Origin of the sequence: Bacillus sp. SH7-1, assembly GCF_008042405.1 — a bacterium.
GTDB lineage: Bacteria > Bacillota > Bacilli > Bacillales > Bacillaceae_G > Bacillus_A > Bacillus_A thuringiensis_N.
Genome location: NZ_QNUD01000045.1, coordinates 17,118 through 30,931, shown reverse-complemented (window position 1 = coordinate 30,931; position 13,814 = coordinate 17,118). Strand labels below are relative to the sequence as shown.

The window sequence follows — 13,814 nt, the reverse complement described above, 5'->3', positions numbered from 1 at the left end:
TTTGGTTTTATTTTAATTTTATTTTTTCACTTAAATTAGCAGTCGCCTGCTTCTCCTTTATATGCATCTACACATTTTCCACCTTGCATTCTGTATGACCAGTTGCGTAAGTATACTTCACAACCCCAGCCTCCACAGCCTTTTACAATATCTGATGCATTCCCAAACTCTACTACCTCTGGCGCTACATATTTCTTTTTCATTTTCATTACCTCCGTTTTTGGTTTTATTTTAATTTTATTTTTTCTTTTAAATTAGCAGTCGCCTGTCATCTCCTTTATATGCATCTACATTGCTTTCCACTTGTATTGTAGTATAAATAAAAATTGAAACACACCTCGCAAAATGGCATACTTTCAGTTTTTTAGTAATCTTTCGTTAATTTAATCAAAATATAACTCTCTACCTCCCATAATCCTTTATCAATAGTAGCCACAGATCATTTGACTCAACTACCCATCATAACGAAAATAATTACATCAGTATGTCATTACATATCGAGAACAAACTATTCACATATCCACAAATAGGAGGAAGAACAATGAAACATGTAATCGTTTATGCACACCCAAATACAGAAAGCTTCAATCATGCGATTTTAGAAACGGTAAAAAGTGAATTAGAAGAAAAAGGTCATGAAGTTCGCGTTCGCGATCTATACGAGTTAAACTTCAATCCAGTATTAGGCGCTTCCGATTTCATCTCATTTTCTCAAGGAAACACACCAGAAGATATTAAAGAAGAGCAAGAGCATATCTCTTGGGCTGATAGCATTACATTCATTTACCCAGTTTGGTGGGCGGGACTTCCTGCTATTTTAAAAGGATACGTTGACCGTGTATTTAGCCACGGCTTCGCTTATGCTTACGGTGAAAATGGTATCGAGAAGTTATTAAGCGGTAAAAAAGGCTTATTATTATCTACAATGGGAAATTCGAAAGAAGCATACACAGCAGGCGGTATGTTTGACGCAATGAAGAAAACGGCGGATGTTGGTATTTTTGAATTTACAGGTATTGAAACACTTGAGCATACATTCTATACAAGTGTCCCTTCTGTGGATGATAATGTGCGTAAACAATATCTTGCAGAAGTTAAAGACGTTGTGAATCGTGCATTCTAATAAAAAAACTCCGGCTGTTAACCGGAGTTTTTTTATTTCATCATTAATTTCGGAATATATCTTTGAAGAACACTTTCTAATTCATTCATATCTTCCTGCCTAATAAGTAAATTTACATTGTCATTCATTTTTTCTCGCCCGCGATATAAAAATATATTTTCTTTTGGATTTTCCCATGTTGATGTTTTATAACCTTTTAATTCTTCGTATGAATAAAAGTTTAATCCGTCTACTACACCTTTTTCATATATTTGTACACTTTTAATAAGATGGATAGCTATTAAAGTCATAAAACAACTTGCTACAGCATGAATACCTAGCTGAATGAGAAACTGTTCAACGGTATCAATATCGCCACTTACGTACTGAGCATATATATACATACATTGTCCAATGAAATATGCTGGTCCAAGTAACACAATCCAACGTCTTTTCACCCGAGGATACACTGCAATGCGTTTTCCTGCGCTTTTTTTCATTTCATTTATTTTATATATCTTCCATAGAACAAAAAACAAAACACATAATGTAAAAACAAACATAATACATGACATCCAGTACACTCTGACCCCTCCTTGTATCATTACATATAAATTTTACATTTTATATAACAACAGCGAATATGCAATTATGCATAAAAAAACAGGTAACCTATTCCGGTTACCTGCATTTCATTACATCTTCTCAATCCACTCCGTCAAGTTATGCACAACTTGCGTCGGTTGTACTTCATATTCTGTTAACTTCTCCACAGTTGTTACTCCAGTGTGGACAAGAAGCGTATGCATGCCAGCATTTACTCCCGCTAAAATGTCTGTATCGTAGTTATCCCCAACCATTAATGCTTCATTCTTTTCTATGCCAAGCACTTTTAAAGCTTGTTCCATAATGATTGATTCTGGTTTCCCGATAAAGATTGGATCCACACCTGTTGATACTGCTACAACTGATGTCAATGAACCGTTACCTGGTAATAATCCACGCTCAGTTGGAATGGCAATGTCTCCATTTGTAGAAATAAACGTTGCGCCGTTACGCACAGCAAGACAAGCTTTTGCTAATTTTTCATATGTGATGTCACGATCTAAACCAACAACAACGAAATCAGGATTTTCATCCACAAGTTCAAATCCTTTTTCCACAAGTGCATCATGTAAGCCTTCTTCACCAATCATATATACAGTTGCGTCTTGTTTACGCTCGTAAATGAAGTTCGCTGTTGCCATACTCGTTGTGAATACTTGCTCTGCTTTCGCTGGAATATCGAAACGAACAAGCTTTTCTGCCACTTGTTCTGGTTTGCGAGTTGAATTATTCGTAACGAATAAATATGGAATGCCGCGCTCTCCTAATGCTTTTACGAAGTCGCTCGCTTCTTCAATTTGTTCTTCTCCGCGATACATCGTACCGTCTAAGTCAATTAAGTAACCTTTATACATCGATTATGTCTCTCCTTCTATGCTAACGTTCTCACCTTATCATACCACTCTTATATTACCCGCTTTTTGCAAAGAAAAAAACGCTTTACCTTAAAGCGCCCCATAACGTTCATTTTTTCTCTTTTACTTGGTAAGAACAACTACAATCGCCCTCGCACATGTTTGCTAGCGTCTTTACATCTGCTCCTGCAAATAAACGCTTATACATTTCTTTTTCATCTTCACATACTTGCGGGAATCTCTCGGCAATTTCCTTTAACGGACAGTTTTGTTTTTCAATTACAAAAGAGTTCTCTCCGTCTCTCTTAATTTGAACCATATAACCATTTTTCTCTTGCATAGCTGCTATCTCTTGCACTTTATATGCTAAATTCTTTTGATTACTCACTCGCTTTTGTAGCTGTTCTTCCATTCGCTTCGTTCTCTCTTTTAAAACGTAACGAAGTATTTTTTCATCGCCCATTCGAGCTAAATCTTCTAGCATATCAATCGCAAATTGCTTATACTCCTTCGGGAATGTATCTTCTCCCTTTTCGCTTAATCCATACAAATAAGTTGGTCTTCCGACATGTTGCCTTACCATCTTGGAATAGATTAAACCATCTTTCTCGAGATTACTTAAATGTCTTCGGATCGCCATTTCTGTAATCTCTAAAACGTCAGCTAGTTCCGCTACCGTGTGCTCTCCCTTTACTTTCAACAATTGTACAATTTCATCTTTCGTCGTACGTGCTTCCCCCATGCTTCAACCTTCTCCCTTTTCTTTCTCACATACAATATAAGATCCCCAAAAAGGTACCCTGGGGATCTTATAAGCATAATTATTCTGGTACAAATGCAGATACAGGCCCTAATTCCTTTTCTAAATAACTGCGAATATTTGCTGGGTATTTCTCTACCACTGCAATATGTTTTTGAATCGTCTTATATAATTCATCATGATTCATTTGAATATAATCTTGCGTAAGCATTTTTCGAAGAAGGATAATTTCTTTCATCCCTTGTCCATCTTCTGCACTTATCACTCGCTCGTCCATTAAAATATCAATAATATCTTCATAGCTTCCTGGATCGCGCATAATAAATCCATCAATCATCGCATTTCCTACATCTAATACACAATCAATAATGAGATGCGCTATGCGTTCTAATGCGTAAAATTCAAACTCGGTTTCATATATCTTTTTCTCTTGAAATGTACTTGTTGCTCGTTCTAAACATACTAGCATTTGTTCTATTTTCTTTCTGTCTACAAAATACATGAATGTCACCTACCTGGAAATTAAAGCATTTACATTTTAATTGTAACGCTTTCTTCTGAAAAAATCGACAATTTTTCGAATTCACCTTTTCTCCGTTATTTGTTATAGTTATATTTGTATGATTTTTGAAATTGGAGGAATGGAATCTTGGAACGTGAACTCGCACTAGAAATTGTCCGTGTAACAGAAGCAGCAGCATTAGCATCCGCACAGTGGATGGGCCGCGGAAAGAAAAACGAAGCAGATGATGCAGCAACTACAGCAATGCGTGATATGTTCGATTCAGTAAACATGGCAGGTACAGTTGTAATTGGTGAAGGAGAACTTGATGAAGCACCGATGTTATATATTGGTGAAGAACTAGGAACAGGTAACGGTCCAGAAGTAGATATCGCCGTTGACCCATTAGAAGGTACAAACATCGTTGCAAAAGGTCTTGCAAATGCAATGGCAGTTATCGCAATCGCAGATAAAGGAAACCTTCTTCATGCTCCTGATATGTACATGGAAAAAATCGCGGTTGGTCCAAAAGCAGCTGGTAAAATTAGCTTAGATGATCCAATTGAAAAAACAATTGAAATTGTAGCAGAAGCTAACAATAAAAAGATTCGTGACCTAACGGTTATCGTTCAAGAACGTGAACGTCATCAAGATATTATTGATCGTGTTCGTGCTAAAGGTGCACGCGTAAAATTATTTGGTGATGGTGATGTTGGTGCGTCAATCGCAACAGCACTACCTGGAACGGGTATCGACTTATTCGTAGGTATTGGCGGAGCTCCAGAAGGCGTTATTTCTGCAGCAGCATTAAAATGCCTTGAAGGTGAAATGCAAGCTCGCTTAGTTCCAATGAACGAAGAAGAAGAAGCTCGTTGTCGTGAAATGGGATTAGAAGACCCTCGTCAACTTCTTATGTTAGACGATTTAGTATCTGGTGATGATGCAATCTTCTCAGCAACTGGTGTATCTGCTGGTGAGTTATTAGACGGCGTGAAATTCCTAGGCGGAGATTTAGCTGAAACATACTCTATCGTAATGCGTTACAAAACAAGAACAGTACGATTCATTAAAACGCATCACCATTTAGATCATAAGCCACACTTAAACTTAGATATTTAATAAAAGGAGCCATGTGTATGGAAGAACGTTTCTTTCTGTACGACGACACTGTCGCTACAAAAACTCGTTTCGTTAGCTTTATGGGAGAAAATGAGCGTCATGATTTAGCGCTTTTATACTCTGATCGTCATTACGGTAAAACAATTGTCCTTGATATGCAAAGTAATAAATTTGCAATCATCGGTCCTGACGATTTAAACGAACCAGGCTACTTAGAGCACGCATTTTCTATGACTGAAGAAATTGCAGAAGAACTACGCTCATTTTTATTTGAACTTATATAATTTATCTCAAACACCAGCTTTTTAGCTGGTGTTTTTTATCGAGAGAGTTTTGAATTTTCAATCTTTTATGTTATAATGAAGAATAAATCTATTTGGATAGAAAGGACGTTATCTGCGTATGCCAACATTTACTTTGTAATGGACCAGCAATTGGATAGCATTACTCTCAAAAAAGCTCCATGCTTTTTCAAGGGAGTAGTCTGCCCATTCCCATTACAAAGGAACGTAACGCATCTGTAGTATGATGTTTACGGAGGTTCCTCTTTGGGGAACCTCCTTTTATTTTTGTCTACTTCTCCTGTCTTCATACTACAAGACATCCAAATAGCTGTATTACGTTTCTTTGCCACTACTATAAGAGGTGAAGAAAAATGCAGAAAGTACAACTTTCTTGGAGTTTATATGAAAACGAGCAAAACACAATCGAAAAGTATTGTAAAAATTGCAGACGCACTACCCTATTTACTGACACGAATATTCGTAGGCATAACGCCAATGGAAAAAATATATACCGCTTTGCCATTTATAAATGTCCGAAAGATCATACGTGGAATCAAAAACTTCGTATTTATAAAGCTTTTACGGATCATGTAGAAACAGTTGATATGACGCAGGAAGATCAAATAGAAACAACTACTACCATTTCCATTACGCAGCATAAAGAAAACGGCATAGCCGAAATCACAATCGTATTAGATCTCATTTTCGGTTCCCATCGAATCGATAAAGCATTATCCACATATATTTCCGATTGGAGCCGTACACTCATTGTGGATAAAATTAAAAGTGGGGATATTCAATTGAACGGACAACAAATGAAACCAAATACACTCCTTTCTGAAGGAGATTCTATTTCGATTTGTTTGTAAATGAGAATATGTAAAAAATCCTCTTACAATTGTAAGAGGATTTTTTTATTTCTTCACTTTTCGTAATACGAAGTGTGCACAACCGAAGTTACAGTACTCGTATAAATACTCTGATAAAGTACTAATTTTCGTATCATATGTCGAACGTTGATTACTATCATCAAAGAAACCGCGCAATCTAAGTTGTTCATAACCCCAGTCCCCAACGATGTAATCATATTTATTTAAAATTTCTGCATAACGCTCTTTAAATGCTTCTTCACTAAAACCATCACGAAAGTTTTTAATTACTTCGTACTGAACATTATTAATGCTCACCGTAGCATGCATCTCTTGCTCTTGCTTTTGCTCCATCATTAACTTCCTCTCTAAGCATTCTTCTTTTTATCGTATCACAAAGCATACCAACCAACAATTTCAAATACAAAAAATTGAAAATTAGTGCATGCTATGGATAAGGAGGTGATACATCGTGAAAAAACAAATTATACTCTCTCTCCTCACTCTTTCCTTATTTGTAGGCTGTCAATCAACGAACAAAGCCGAAATGGAACGTGAAGAAGGAAGTCGTGTTCTTGTTTCCAATAAAAACGACATGTATCATACGGAAAATACAAATACACGGCTTACCAGGGTCGGTTATTCATCTAAACAAAAGCATGAAGTATCTAACAAACAAGTAGGAGCCATTAACCGTGAGAAAGTCGCTGAAATGATTACAAGTATGACAGTCAAACTTCCTGACGTTACAAACGCTGCTACACTCGTTACCGATGATGAAGTATTTGTTGTATACCGTGCAAACACGACAGATCCAAAACTCGTAGCAGATCAAGTATATAAAGCTGCCTTGTCCATCGTCCCTCGCTATTATAAAGCATATGTATCAACAGACCAAAAGTTGATTTCTCAAATTCAAGGCCTTCAATCTGGCGCATTAAATGATACAGAATATACACAAAGTCTCGATATGCTAAAGCGTGAAATGAGTAAAAATCCTCATTTGAACAATACAGAGAATCAAACTTTGAATAATATGATTAAAAAGTAAAACAGGTGGAGAAAAACTCCACCTGTTTTACTTTTTCACTATTTCTTACGATCCGCATAAACTTCCATCGCATCACACATAAACTGCGCTAAACCTTCGCCAAACTTATCAATATTTTTCGTGAAGCGCTCATCAGCGACGTACATTTGGCCAAGTCCTTTAAAAGCATCTAATGAATATTCACCGAAGTTTTGCAAGTAATCGTACCACACTCCAATTGCTTCTTGTGCCTCTTTAGAATCTGGTGCTCCGTGTCTAAGCGCTGCTAAATTTCTGTAAATCGTATTAAACTCTTCTTGATTATCTTTTGACATACCTTTCGCATATTCATTTGCTTTATCTACAGCTGCGTCTCCCCATCTTTCACGCGCTTCTTTTTCGTACGGATTATGGCTGAAATCGAAGCCTTCAAATTTCTCTTTATTCGTCATTTCAATCTCTCCTTTTGTATGCTGAATTGTTTTATCAATCGTCGCAATCACTTTATCTAACCTAGCACGCTTTTCAAGAAGCATTTTCTTATGAAGCTGCAATGCTTCTTCCCGGTCAAATGATGGACTCATGATAATTTCTTTAATTTTCTTCAAAGGGAAGCCTAGTTCTTTAAAAAATAAAATTTGCTGCAACGTCTCTAAATTTTCATTGGAATACAGACGATATCCAGACTCTGTCGTCTCGTCTGGGATTAACAACCCGATTTCATCATAATGATGCAGTGTGCGCACACTAATTCCAACTAAATTAGCTACCTCTTTTACCTTCATTGTCATGTGTATCTCCCCCTTAGTACATACGATAAAGTATGACGCAACGTTAGAGTCAATAAGTAAATTCATTTTATCTTAAAAGTTTCATCTCTCCTATATTTCATGCATAATAGATATGTACATATATTAGAAAGCGGTGAAAGTATGGTTTCAAATACTGTAATTGCCAGCATCATCTTTCAACTCGTTGTTTCGATTCTGGTCCCAATTATTGTACTCGTTTATTTCCGTAAGAAATACAATATAAATTGGAAAGTAGTCGGCGTTGGTGTTCTTATCTTTATCGGATTTACCCAAATTCTCGAAACACCATTCCACCTATTTATACGCGGTAATCCAGCAATCGCTCCAATTTTAGAAAATCCATTTGTCTTCGCACTTTATGGCGGACTAACTGCTGGTATTTTTGAAGAATTAGGACGCTTCGTTGCCTTCTTCTTCCTACTAAAAAAATATCAAGAATATAAAGATGGCTTCGCTTATGGAATTGGTCACGGCGGCATTGAATCCATTTTAGTTGGCGGATTCTCTGCATTCCAAGCACTTATATTTGCGAATTCAATTAACAACGGTAGCTTCGCTCAGATGGTCGAAAAAATGCCAGAACTAAGCCGCCTACAGGACATGTTAATCCAGCAACCTGCCTACTTATACTTCCTTGGTAGCTTAGAAAGAATTATGGCACTCGTGCTACAAATCGCCTTTACAATGCTTGTTTTATACGCAGTAAAACAGAAGAAGTATATCTTCCTTGTGTACGCTATACTATTCCACGCACTTGTAGACTTCTTCGCGGCACTTTATCAAACGAAAACAATTAACATTTTTGTTGCAGAAGGAATTACCCTTCTCTTCACAATTGGTGCTATCATTCTTATTCGTAAAATGAAAGCAAAATTAATGAGTGTGCCAGAGTAAAAAATAACCCACCAAAATTGGTGGGTTATTTTTTATATAAATTATTACAATGATGATAACTTTTCCCCTCTCGCAGCTCCCTCTTCGTTTCTGCATCTATAACGATGTACTTATGAAACTCTTCTACTTCATTTTGAGAAAAGGAAGCGAAAAAATAAACTTGGCGATTAGGGTGAATAAAAAAATCTTGAAACACCACACTACTCCGACAACCCGCGGCTGTTTTTTGTAGGAAAGAAAATTCTTCATCAGGCACTTCTTTAAATAAAATCTTTTTTCGAACACTATATGCTGCATTGTTGTATTCTCTATACATTTTCTTATCTAACTGTTCGTAAAACACATCTTCACTCACAAATGATTTATGTCGATTGCTCGGATAATCTACTTTTGGATTGAATTGTGCATATGCTGTGGACATTTGCGTAAGAAAATAAATCATGAATACGAAACATATCATTTTTTTCATCATTGCACCTCAATTTTTTTATTATCCACATTACTTTTCCACATGCTTAGATCATTATGTCGTTTCCAATAAAAAGGGATTTTTTCCGCATTTGTCGAAGTATATAGCGTCAACTTGAAAGATGGGGATGCATTATGAAGAAAATAATTGTAATACGACATTGTTCAGCAACTGGCCAAGAACGTGATGCCGAATTAACGACCGATGGGAAAAAACAAGCACATACCCTTGCTACATTCCTCTTAGAAAATCACCCACAAATAGATCATATTATTTCAAGTCCATTTGTGCGAGCTATCGATTCTATTCGGCCCTATGCACGCCAAGCCAATTTGTCTATCCAAGAAGATGAACGATTAGCTGAACGCATATTAAGTGACGTTCCAATGGACAATTGGATGCAAAAACTAGAATCTACTTTTACAAATATAGATATTGCCTTTTCAGGCGGAGAGTCAACAAAACAAGCAACGGACCGTGCTATATCGCTTATAGAAGACGTTTTAAAATTAGACTATACTACAACACTACTCGTTACACATGGAAACTTACTTACGCTTATTTTAAAGCACTTTGATCATACGATTGGCTTTCATGAATGGAAAGCTTTAACGAATCCTGATATGTACGAAATTACAATCGATGAACAATGTAGCCTAAAACGATTATGGAAAGCACCGTCCAAGTAATATCTCTTTCGAACACATTCAGTTGACGCCACGAGAAGAAACTGTACTAACAATAGGAAGGGGTATCACTCCATATGTACGAAGATGTACTTGCTTTACTACATAAAACAAATGCTTCTTATGAAAAGTTTGAACACGAACCAGTACTCGATTATGAAACAGATCGTATCGTACGAGAAAGACTTGGCTTACAAGGTACTCCAAGTAAAAGCTTATTTTTAAAATCAAAATCCGGAAATTATTACGTGTTTTTTACGTTAGAAGGAACTCGGCTTAACCGAGGAGAGATGAAAGAAATAACCGGAGAACGCTTATCCCTCTGTTCTCCTGATGAACTGCGAGACAAAACTGGCTGTACGCCGGGATGTGTAGCTCCTTTCGGGTATTCACAAAATGTAACAATTATTGTGGATAGCGCTATTTATACTTACGATAAAGTTTTAATTACACCTGGTGTACCTGAATTTACAATTGAATTATCCACAGAGGAATTAAAAAAGATTTTATTAACATGTTCAAATACTGTTTTGGAGTACAAACAAAAAGAGAGCTAATCGTTAGCTCTCTTTTTTCATTATTTTGCTTCTGCTGTTTTTTCTTTCGCAGAACGAACTTGCTCGTCCGCATGGTAAGAAGAACGCACAAGTGGGCCAGCTTCACAGTGGCTAAAGCCTTTGCTAAGTGCAATTTCTTTAAGCTCTGCAAATTCTGCTGGTGGGTAATATTTAAGAACTGGTAAATGCTTTTTAGATGGTTGTAAGTATTGTCCAAGAGTTAAAATATCCACATTGTTTGCACGTAAGTCATCCATTGCTTCAATTAAATCTTCTCTCGTTTCACCTAAGCCCACCATAATGCTCGATTTAGTTGGAATATCTGGCTGCATTTCTTTCGCTCGACGTAAAAACTCTAATGAACGTTCATATTTTGCTCTAGCGCGAACTCGGTCAGATAATCGACGTACTGTTTCAATGTTATGGTTTAAAATATCTGGTTTTGCATCCATTAACATTTTTAAGTTTTCTTCTACTCCACCCATATCAGATGGTAATACTTCAATTGACGTAAATGGATTTTTGCGACGAACAGCGCGTACTGTTTCAGCAAAAACAGCTGCTCCCCCGTCTTTTAAATCATCACGTGCAACCGCTGTTATAACAACGTGCTTTAAGCCCATTTGTACTACAGAATCTGCTACGCGTTCTGGCTCTTGTAAATCAAGCTCTGTTGGTAAGCCTGTTTTAACCGCACAGAAACGACAAGCACGTGTACATACTGCACCTAAAATCATGAATGTTGCTGTTTTTCTTACAGCCCAGCATTCATGAATATTCGGACATTTTGCTTCTTCACAAACTGTATGAAGATTCTTAGAACGCATCATTTTCTTTAAGCCTGTATAGTTTTCATTCGTGTTTAACTTAATTTTCAACCATTCGGGCTTGCGCTTATATTCTGTTTGTTTTGTCATGGTTATCAACTCCGCACAATATGAAATAGTTTACCGTGTTCGCTTCTTTCAATGTAACATATCTATTCTAACGTATGAAAGCGATTTGCTCAAATGAAGATTCTAAGATTTTTTCCAATCGTTCCCTATAATGAAATACTCCGTATATCCCACACTAAAAAGAGTGATGATGTGAAAGGAGTCTATTTCATGCTTCGAAAAATTTCTCTTTTGCTTTCGATTTGCTTTCTTCTCCACCAAAACATCGCTTACGGTGAAGATAATCAGCAAAGCATATACGAAAAGCGCATGGCACTATATAAAGAAACCGAGCAATCTTCAGGCATTCCGTGGTATTACTTAGCTGCAATGGATCAATACGAAAGAAATATACGGAGCGTAAGAAAAGATATTCCGAAAAAACCAGATGCCATCATTTCCCTTTATTTCAAACCAGAAATATGGGCTGGACCTGTTAATGGTAACGACACTCTCCCCCACACAATTGCTCTATTTGGCGGGTTAGGTTTAGATGGTGACAAAGATGGATTTGCAAATGCAAATAACGACCGTGATCTTTTGCATACAGCAGCAACGATTTTAAAGAAACAAGGAACGTCAGAAGAACGCATTAAAATCATGCTCTGGGAATATTATAGACGTGCAAAAACAGTTGATTTAATTACCGAATACGCCCAAATTTATAAACATTATGGACGTATTAATTTAGAAGGAAATGCGTTTCCTCTCCCTATTCGCAGTGACCATAGCTACCGTAGTACTTTCGGCGCTGGAAGAAGTTTTGGAGGAAGAAGAGTTCATGAAGGAACCGATATTTTTGCAGGCTATGGCGTACCAGTAAGATCCACTTGCTATGGCATCATTGAAACAAAAGGCTGGAACCGCCTTGGCGGATGGCGCATCGGCATTCGTGACCTTCATAACAATTATCATTATTACGCTCACTTAGGCGGGTTCTCAAAAGAAATACAGCTCGGACAAATTGTCGAGCCCGGAAAAGTAATCGGATTTGTTGGTAGCACCGGTTACGGCCCTCCCGGCACAGCTGGAAAATTCCCGCCCCACCTACATTTCGGCATCTATAAAGACAATGGTTATACAGAATGGGCTTTCGATCCATACATGCATTTAAGTCTTTGGGAGCGAAAAGAACGCGCCAATACAAAACGATAACCGTAGCACATTGCTACGGTTATTTTTTATGTGCTGATGCTGCTAACTATCCGTTTTCTTTTTATCAGGTACAACAACACTCCCACTTCCATAATAAGTAGGAACTTCCCCTTGAACAATGCGCGTTGCAATCGGAACATCCTGTTTCACTTTTATTTCTTTCGTATGAAATGGAATAATCACTTGCAACGTGACTTCCATCTCCATAATAATTTGAATTGCTGTCGTATTGATCCCATGTGGTTCAATTTTTTGTTTAATATCCGTATTTACATGACCAATCGTCGTGAAATCAATTGGAATGTCGGGACCTATATTCCCAAGAAGCGCATTATCCGTTACGCGACCAAAAGGAACTGCCATCGTTGCCCCATTTTTTTCAGAAATACCTAGCCCTTTCAGATTACCTTGTTCTACTTGCTGTAAATATTTTTCTATGTACATGGTCGTTGACGTTACGATTTCATTTACTTGCTTCGTATTTAAATTAATTGTGGATACTTTCCCGTTTTTATCATTTTGTACTTTCATTAATGAATCGACATCGAACCCTTCATTAATTCTATCTTTTACCGCCTTCGTCATAACCGCTGTCGCCATTTTATGTGTCTCTACTTCACCATATTTAATCAATGTCGGCTGAATGCTGCTATTCACAATCCATAATCCTTGCACGAGTAATATGACAAAAAGAATAAACGACATAAGCAGTATGTGCCGAAAGGAAATAGGTCCCCTTCGAAACCGCGAATTTTTCGAACGAAATATACTCATAAAAAACCCTCCTTCTTATATCATTTCTATGCAAGAAGGAGGGACGATATATGCTTATCTCATTTTTAATAACGCTTCTTTTCCGATTGTGCCCGCCGTAATACCTAAAGCTTCGGCTTCAATCGTTACTAATTCTAGCGGCGCTTCAAGAAGTTGTTCAATCGTTCTTACACCAACCGCGCGGCCAGCAATAATACCTCGATCACCTAACTTCTCATTTAAAAGACCTACATCTAATGCACCGCACATAATATATCCTTTATCGCTCATTACAGCTAGCAAATTTGTCTTTGGAAGTTTGACGCTAACCGCAATAAACGTATAATTATCGATTATAATTGGCTCCACATTAACCATAGTTCACACTCCTCTCTTTCTTATCTGTATGACAAGAGAAAAATGAGTG

General features: G+C 37.2%; 19 protein-coding genes and 1 pseudogene. 9 read left to right on the top strand and 11 right to left on the bottom strand.

Annotation, left to right across the window (positions count from 1 at the left end):
• Positions 1-35: 35 nt before the first annotated feature.
• Positions 36-203 carry a hypothetical protein gene (locus DN390_RS30900; protein WP_162875963.1) on the bottom strand — a complete coding sequence of 56 codons (168 nt, stop codon included), beginning with the start codon at positions 201-203 and terminating at the stop codon, positions 36-38.
• Positions 204-541: 338 nt separating this feature from the next.
• Here DN390_RS30900 and DN390_RS27240 point away from each other — a divergent pair, with 338 nt between their 5' ends.
• A complete protein-coding gene (locus DN390_RS27240) occupies positions 542-1,123 on the top strand; it encodes an NAD(P)H-dependent oxidoreductase (protein WP_147808995.1) in 582 nt (193 codons plus the stop codon).
• Positions 1,124-1,155: 32 nt separating this feature from the next.
• On the opposite strand, the gene DN390_RS27235 is transcribed toward DN390_RS27240, so the two are convergent.
• From DN390_RS27235 to DN390_RS27220, 4 genes are all read right to left on the bottom strand, one after another.
• The gene (locus tag DN390_RS27235; protein WP_097950960.1) at positions 1,156-1,686 is read right to left on the bottom strand and encodes an iron ABC transporter substrate-binding protein; all 531 of its coding nucleotides are present in this window, start codon (positions 1,684-1,686) and stop codon (positions 1,156-1,158) included.
• A 111-nt stretch (positions 1,687-1,797) separates the two neighbouring features.
• Positions 1,798-2,562, bottom strand: a complete 765-nt coding sequence (locus DN390_RS27230; RefSeq protein ID WP_063537924.1) for a TIGR01457 family HAD-type hydrolase — start codon at positions 2,560-2,562, stop codon at positions 1,798-1,800.
• 109 nt (positions 2,563-2,671) lie between these two features.
• On the bottom strand, positions 2,672-3,304 hold the full coding sequence (locus tag DN390_RS27225; protein WP_000503346.1) for a helix-turn-helix transcriptional regulator: 633 nt from the start codon (positions 3,302-3,304) through the stop codon (positions 2,672-2,674).
• Positions 3,305-3,383: 79 nt separating this feature from the next.
• The gene (locus DN390_RS27220) at positions 3,384-3,824 is read right to left on the bottom strand and encodes a DUF86 domain-containing protein (protein WP_000274001.1); all 441 of its coding nucleotides are present in this window, start codon (positions 3,822-3,824) and stop codon (positions 3,384-3,386) included.
• A gap of 147 nt (positions 3,825-3,971) precedes the next feature.
• On the opposite strand from DN390_RS27220, the gene glpX reads away from it, so the two are divergent.
• The 3 genes from glpX (at position 3,972) to DN390_RS27205 (ending at position 6,096) form a co-directional block, all read left to right on the top strand.
• Positions 3,972-4,943, top strand: coding sequence for a class II fructose-bisphosphatase (glpX, locus tag DN390_RS27215; RefSeq protein WP_000439090.1), 972 nt, complete (start codon positions 3,972-3,974; stop codon positions 4,941-4,943).
• A 17-nt stretch (positions 4,944-4,960) separates the two neighbouring features.
• Positions 4,961-5,227: a DUF3055 domain-containing protein gene (locus DN390_RS27210; protein WP_000392613.1), complete on the top strand. Its 267-nt coding sequence runs from the start codon at positions 4,961-4,963 to the stop codon at positions 5,225-5,227.
• A gap of 371 nt (positions 5,228-5,598) precedes the next feature.
• Entirely contained in the window at positions 5,599-6,096 is a 498-nt protein-coding gene (locus tag DN390_RS27205) for a cytoplasmic protein (protein WP_147808994.1), read from the top strand.
• A gap of 45 nt (positions 6,097-6,141) precedes the next feature.
• On the opposite strand, the gene DN390_RS27200 is transcribed toward DN390_RS27205, so the two are convergent.
• A complete protein-coding gene (locus tag DN390_RS27200; protein ID WP_002003766.1) occupies positions 6,142-6,453 on the bottom strand; it encodes a YutD family protein in 312 nt (103 codons plus the stop codon).
• Positions 6,454-6,568: 115 nt separating this feature from the next.
• On the opposite strand from DN390_RS27200, the gene DN390_RS27195 reads away from it, so the two are divergent.
• The gene (locus DN390_RS27195) at positions 6,569-7,147 is read left to right on the top strand and encodes a YhcN/YlaJ family sporulation lipoprotein (protein ID WP_147808993.1); all 579 of its coding nucleotides are present in this window, start codon (positions 6,569-6,571) and stop codon (positions 7,145-7,147) included.
• Positions 7,148-7,185: 38 nt separating this feature from the next.
• Here DN390_RS27195 and DN390_RS27190 read toward each other — a convergent pair whose 3' ends face one another.
• The gene (locus DN390_RS27190) at positions 7,186-7,917 is read right to left on the bottom strand and encodes a MerR family transcriptional regulator (RefSeq protein WP_147808992.1); all 732 of its coding nucleotides are present in this window, start codon (positions 7,915-7,917) and stop codon (positions 7,186-7,188) included.
• 99 nt (positions 7,918-8,016) lie between these two features.
• Here DN390_RS27190 and DN390_RS27185 point away from each other — a divergent pair, with 99 nt between their 5' ends.
• Positions 8,017-8,832, top strand: a complete 816-nt coding sequence (locus tag DN390_RS27185; RefSeq protein WP_147808991.1) for a YhfC family intramembrane metalloprotease — start codon at positions 8,017-8,019, stop codon at positions 8,830-8,832.
• A 25-nt stretch (positions 8,833-8,857) separates the two neighbouring features.
• Here DN390_RS27185 and DN390_RS27180 read toward each other — a convergent pair.
• Positions 8,858-9,332: pseudogene (locus tag DN390_RS27180) on the bottom strand (hypothetical protein).
• A gap of 103 nt (positions 9,333-9,435) precedes the next feature.
• On the opposite strand from DN390_RS27180, the gene DN390_RS27175 reads away from it, so the two are divergent.
• Both DN390_RS27175 and DN390_RS27170 read left to right on the top strand, forming a co-directional pair.
• On the top strand, positions 9,436-9,990 hold the full coding sequence (locus DN390_RS27175; RefSeq protein WP_147808989.1) for a histidine phosphatase family protein: 555 nt from the start codon (positions 9,436-9,438) through the stop codon (positions 9,988-9,990).
• A gap of 74 nt (positions 9,991-10,064) precedes the next feature.
• Positions 10,065-10,544 carry a YbaK/EbsC family protein gene (locus DN390_RS27170; RefSeq protein WP_147808988.1) on the top strand — a complete coding sequence of 160 codons (480 nt, stop codon included), beginning with the start codon at positions 10,065-10,067 and terminating at the stop codon, positions 10,542-10,544.
• 20 nt (positions 10,545-10,564) lie between these two features.
• Here the strand turns inward: DN390_RS27170 and lipA are convergent, their stop codons facing one another.
• The gene (gene lipA, locus DN390_RS27165) at positions 10,565-11,461 is read right to left on the bottom strand and encodes a lipoyl synthase (protein WP_000166372.1); all 897 of its coding nucleotides are present in this window, start codon (positions 11,459-11,461) and stop codon (positions 10,565-10,567) included.
• Positions 11,462-11,650: 189 nt separating this feature from the next.
• Here lipA and DN390_RS27160 point away from each other — a divergent pair, with 189 nt between their 5' ends.
• Positions 11,651-12,634, top strand: a complete 984-nt coding sequence (locus DN390_RS27160) for a M23 family metallopeptidase (RefSeq protein ID WP_000944672.1) — start codon at positions 11,651-11,653, stop codon at positions 12,632-12,634.
• A 42-nt stretch (positions 12,635-12,676) separates the two neighbouring features.
• On the opposite strand, the gene yunB is transcribed toward DN390_RS27160, so the two are convergent.
• Together yunB and DN390_RS27150 are read right to left on the bottom strand one after the other, a co-directional pair.
• Positions 12,677-13,408, bottom strand: a complete 732-nt coding sequence (yunB, locus tag DN390_RS27155) for a sporulation protein YunB (RefSeq protein WP_147808987.1) — start codon at positions 13,406-13,408, stop codon at positions 12,677-12,679.
• A 54-nt stretch (positions 13,409-13,462) separates the two neighbouring features.
• Positions 13,463-13,765, bottom strand: coding sequence for a YunC family protein (locus tag DN390_RS27150; protein WP_070172291.1), 303 nt, complete (start codon positions 13,763-13,765; stop codon positions 13,463-13,465).
• Between the last annotated feature and the right edge of the window lie 49 nt (positions 13,766-13,814).

Coding starts and splice junctions, on each gene's coding strand:
- DN390_RS30900 (WP_162875963.1), bottom strand. CDS start 203: ATGAAAAAGAAATATGTAGCGCCAGAGGTAGTAGAGTTTGGGAATGCA.
- DN390_RS27240 (WP_147808995.1), top strand. CDS start 542: ATGAAACATGTAATCGTTTATGCACACCCAAATACAGAAAGCTTCAAT.
- DN390_RS27230 (WP_063537924.1), bottom strand. CDS start 2,562: ATGTATAAAGGTTACTTAATTGACTTAGACGGTACGATGTATCGCGGA.
- DN390_RS27225 (WP_000503346.1), bottom strand. CDS start 3,304: ATGGGGGAAGCACGTACGACGAAAGATGAAATTGTACAATTGTTGAAA.
- DN390_RS27220 (WP_000274001.1), bottom strand. CDS start 3,824: ATGTATTTTGTAGACAGAAAGAAAATAGAACAAATGCTAGTATGTTTA.
- DN390_RS27210 (WP_000392613.1), top strand. CDS start 4,961: ATGGAAGAACGTTTCTTTCTGTACGACGACACTGTCGCTACAAAAACT.
- DN390_RS27205 (WP_147808994.1), top strand. CDS start 5,599: ATGCAGAAAGTACAACTTTCTTGGAGTTTATATGAAAACGAGCAAAAC.
- DN390_RS27200 (WP_002003766.1), bottom strand. CDS start 6,453: ATGATGGAGCAAAAGCAAGAGCAAGAGATGCATGCTACGGTGAGCATT.
- DN390_RS27190 (WP_147808992.1), bottom strand. CDS start 7,917: ATGACAATGAAGGTAAAAGAGGTAGCTAATTTAGTTGGAATTAGTGTG.
- DN390_RS27185 (WP_147808991.1), top strand. CDS start 8,017: ATGCATAATAGATATGTACATATATTAGAAAGCGGTGAAAGTATGGTT.
- DN390_RS27175 (WP_147808989.1), top strand. CDS start 9,436: ATGAAGAAAATAATTGTAATACGACATTGTTCAGCAACTGGCCAAGAA.
- DN390_RS27170 (WP_147808988.1), top strand. CDS start 10,065: ATGTACGAAGATGTACTTGCTTTACTACATAAAACAAATGCTTCTTAT.
- lipA (WP_000166372.1), bottom strand. CDS start 11,461: ATGACAAAACAAACAGAATATAAGCGCAAGCCCGAATGGTTGAAAATT.
- DN390_RS27160 (WP_000944672.1), top strand. CDS start 11,651: ATGCTTCGAAAAATTTCTCTTTTGCTTTCGATTTGCTTTCTTCTCCAC.
- yunB (WP_147808987.1), bottom strand. CDS start 13,408: ATGAGTATATTTCGTTCGAAAAATTCGCGGTTTCGAAGGGGACCTATT.
- DN390_RS27150 (WP_070172291.1), bottom strand. CDS start 13,765: ATGGTTAATGTGGAGCCAATTATAATCGATAATTATACGTTTATTGCG.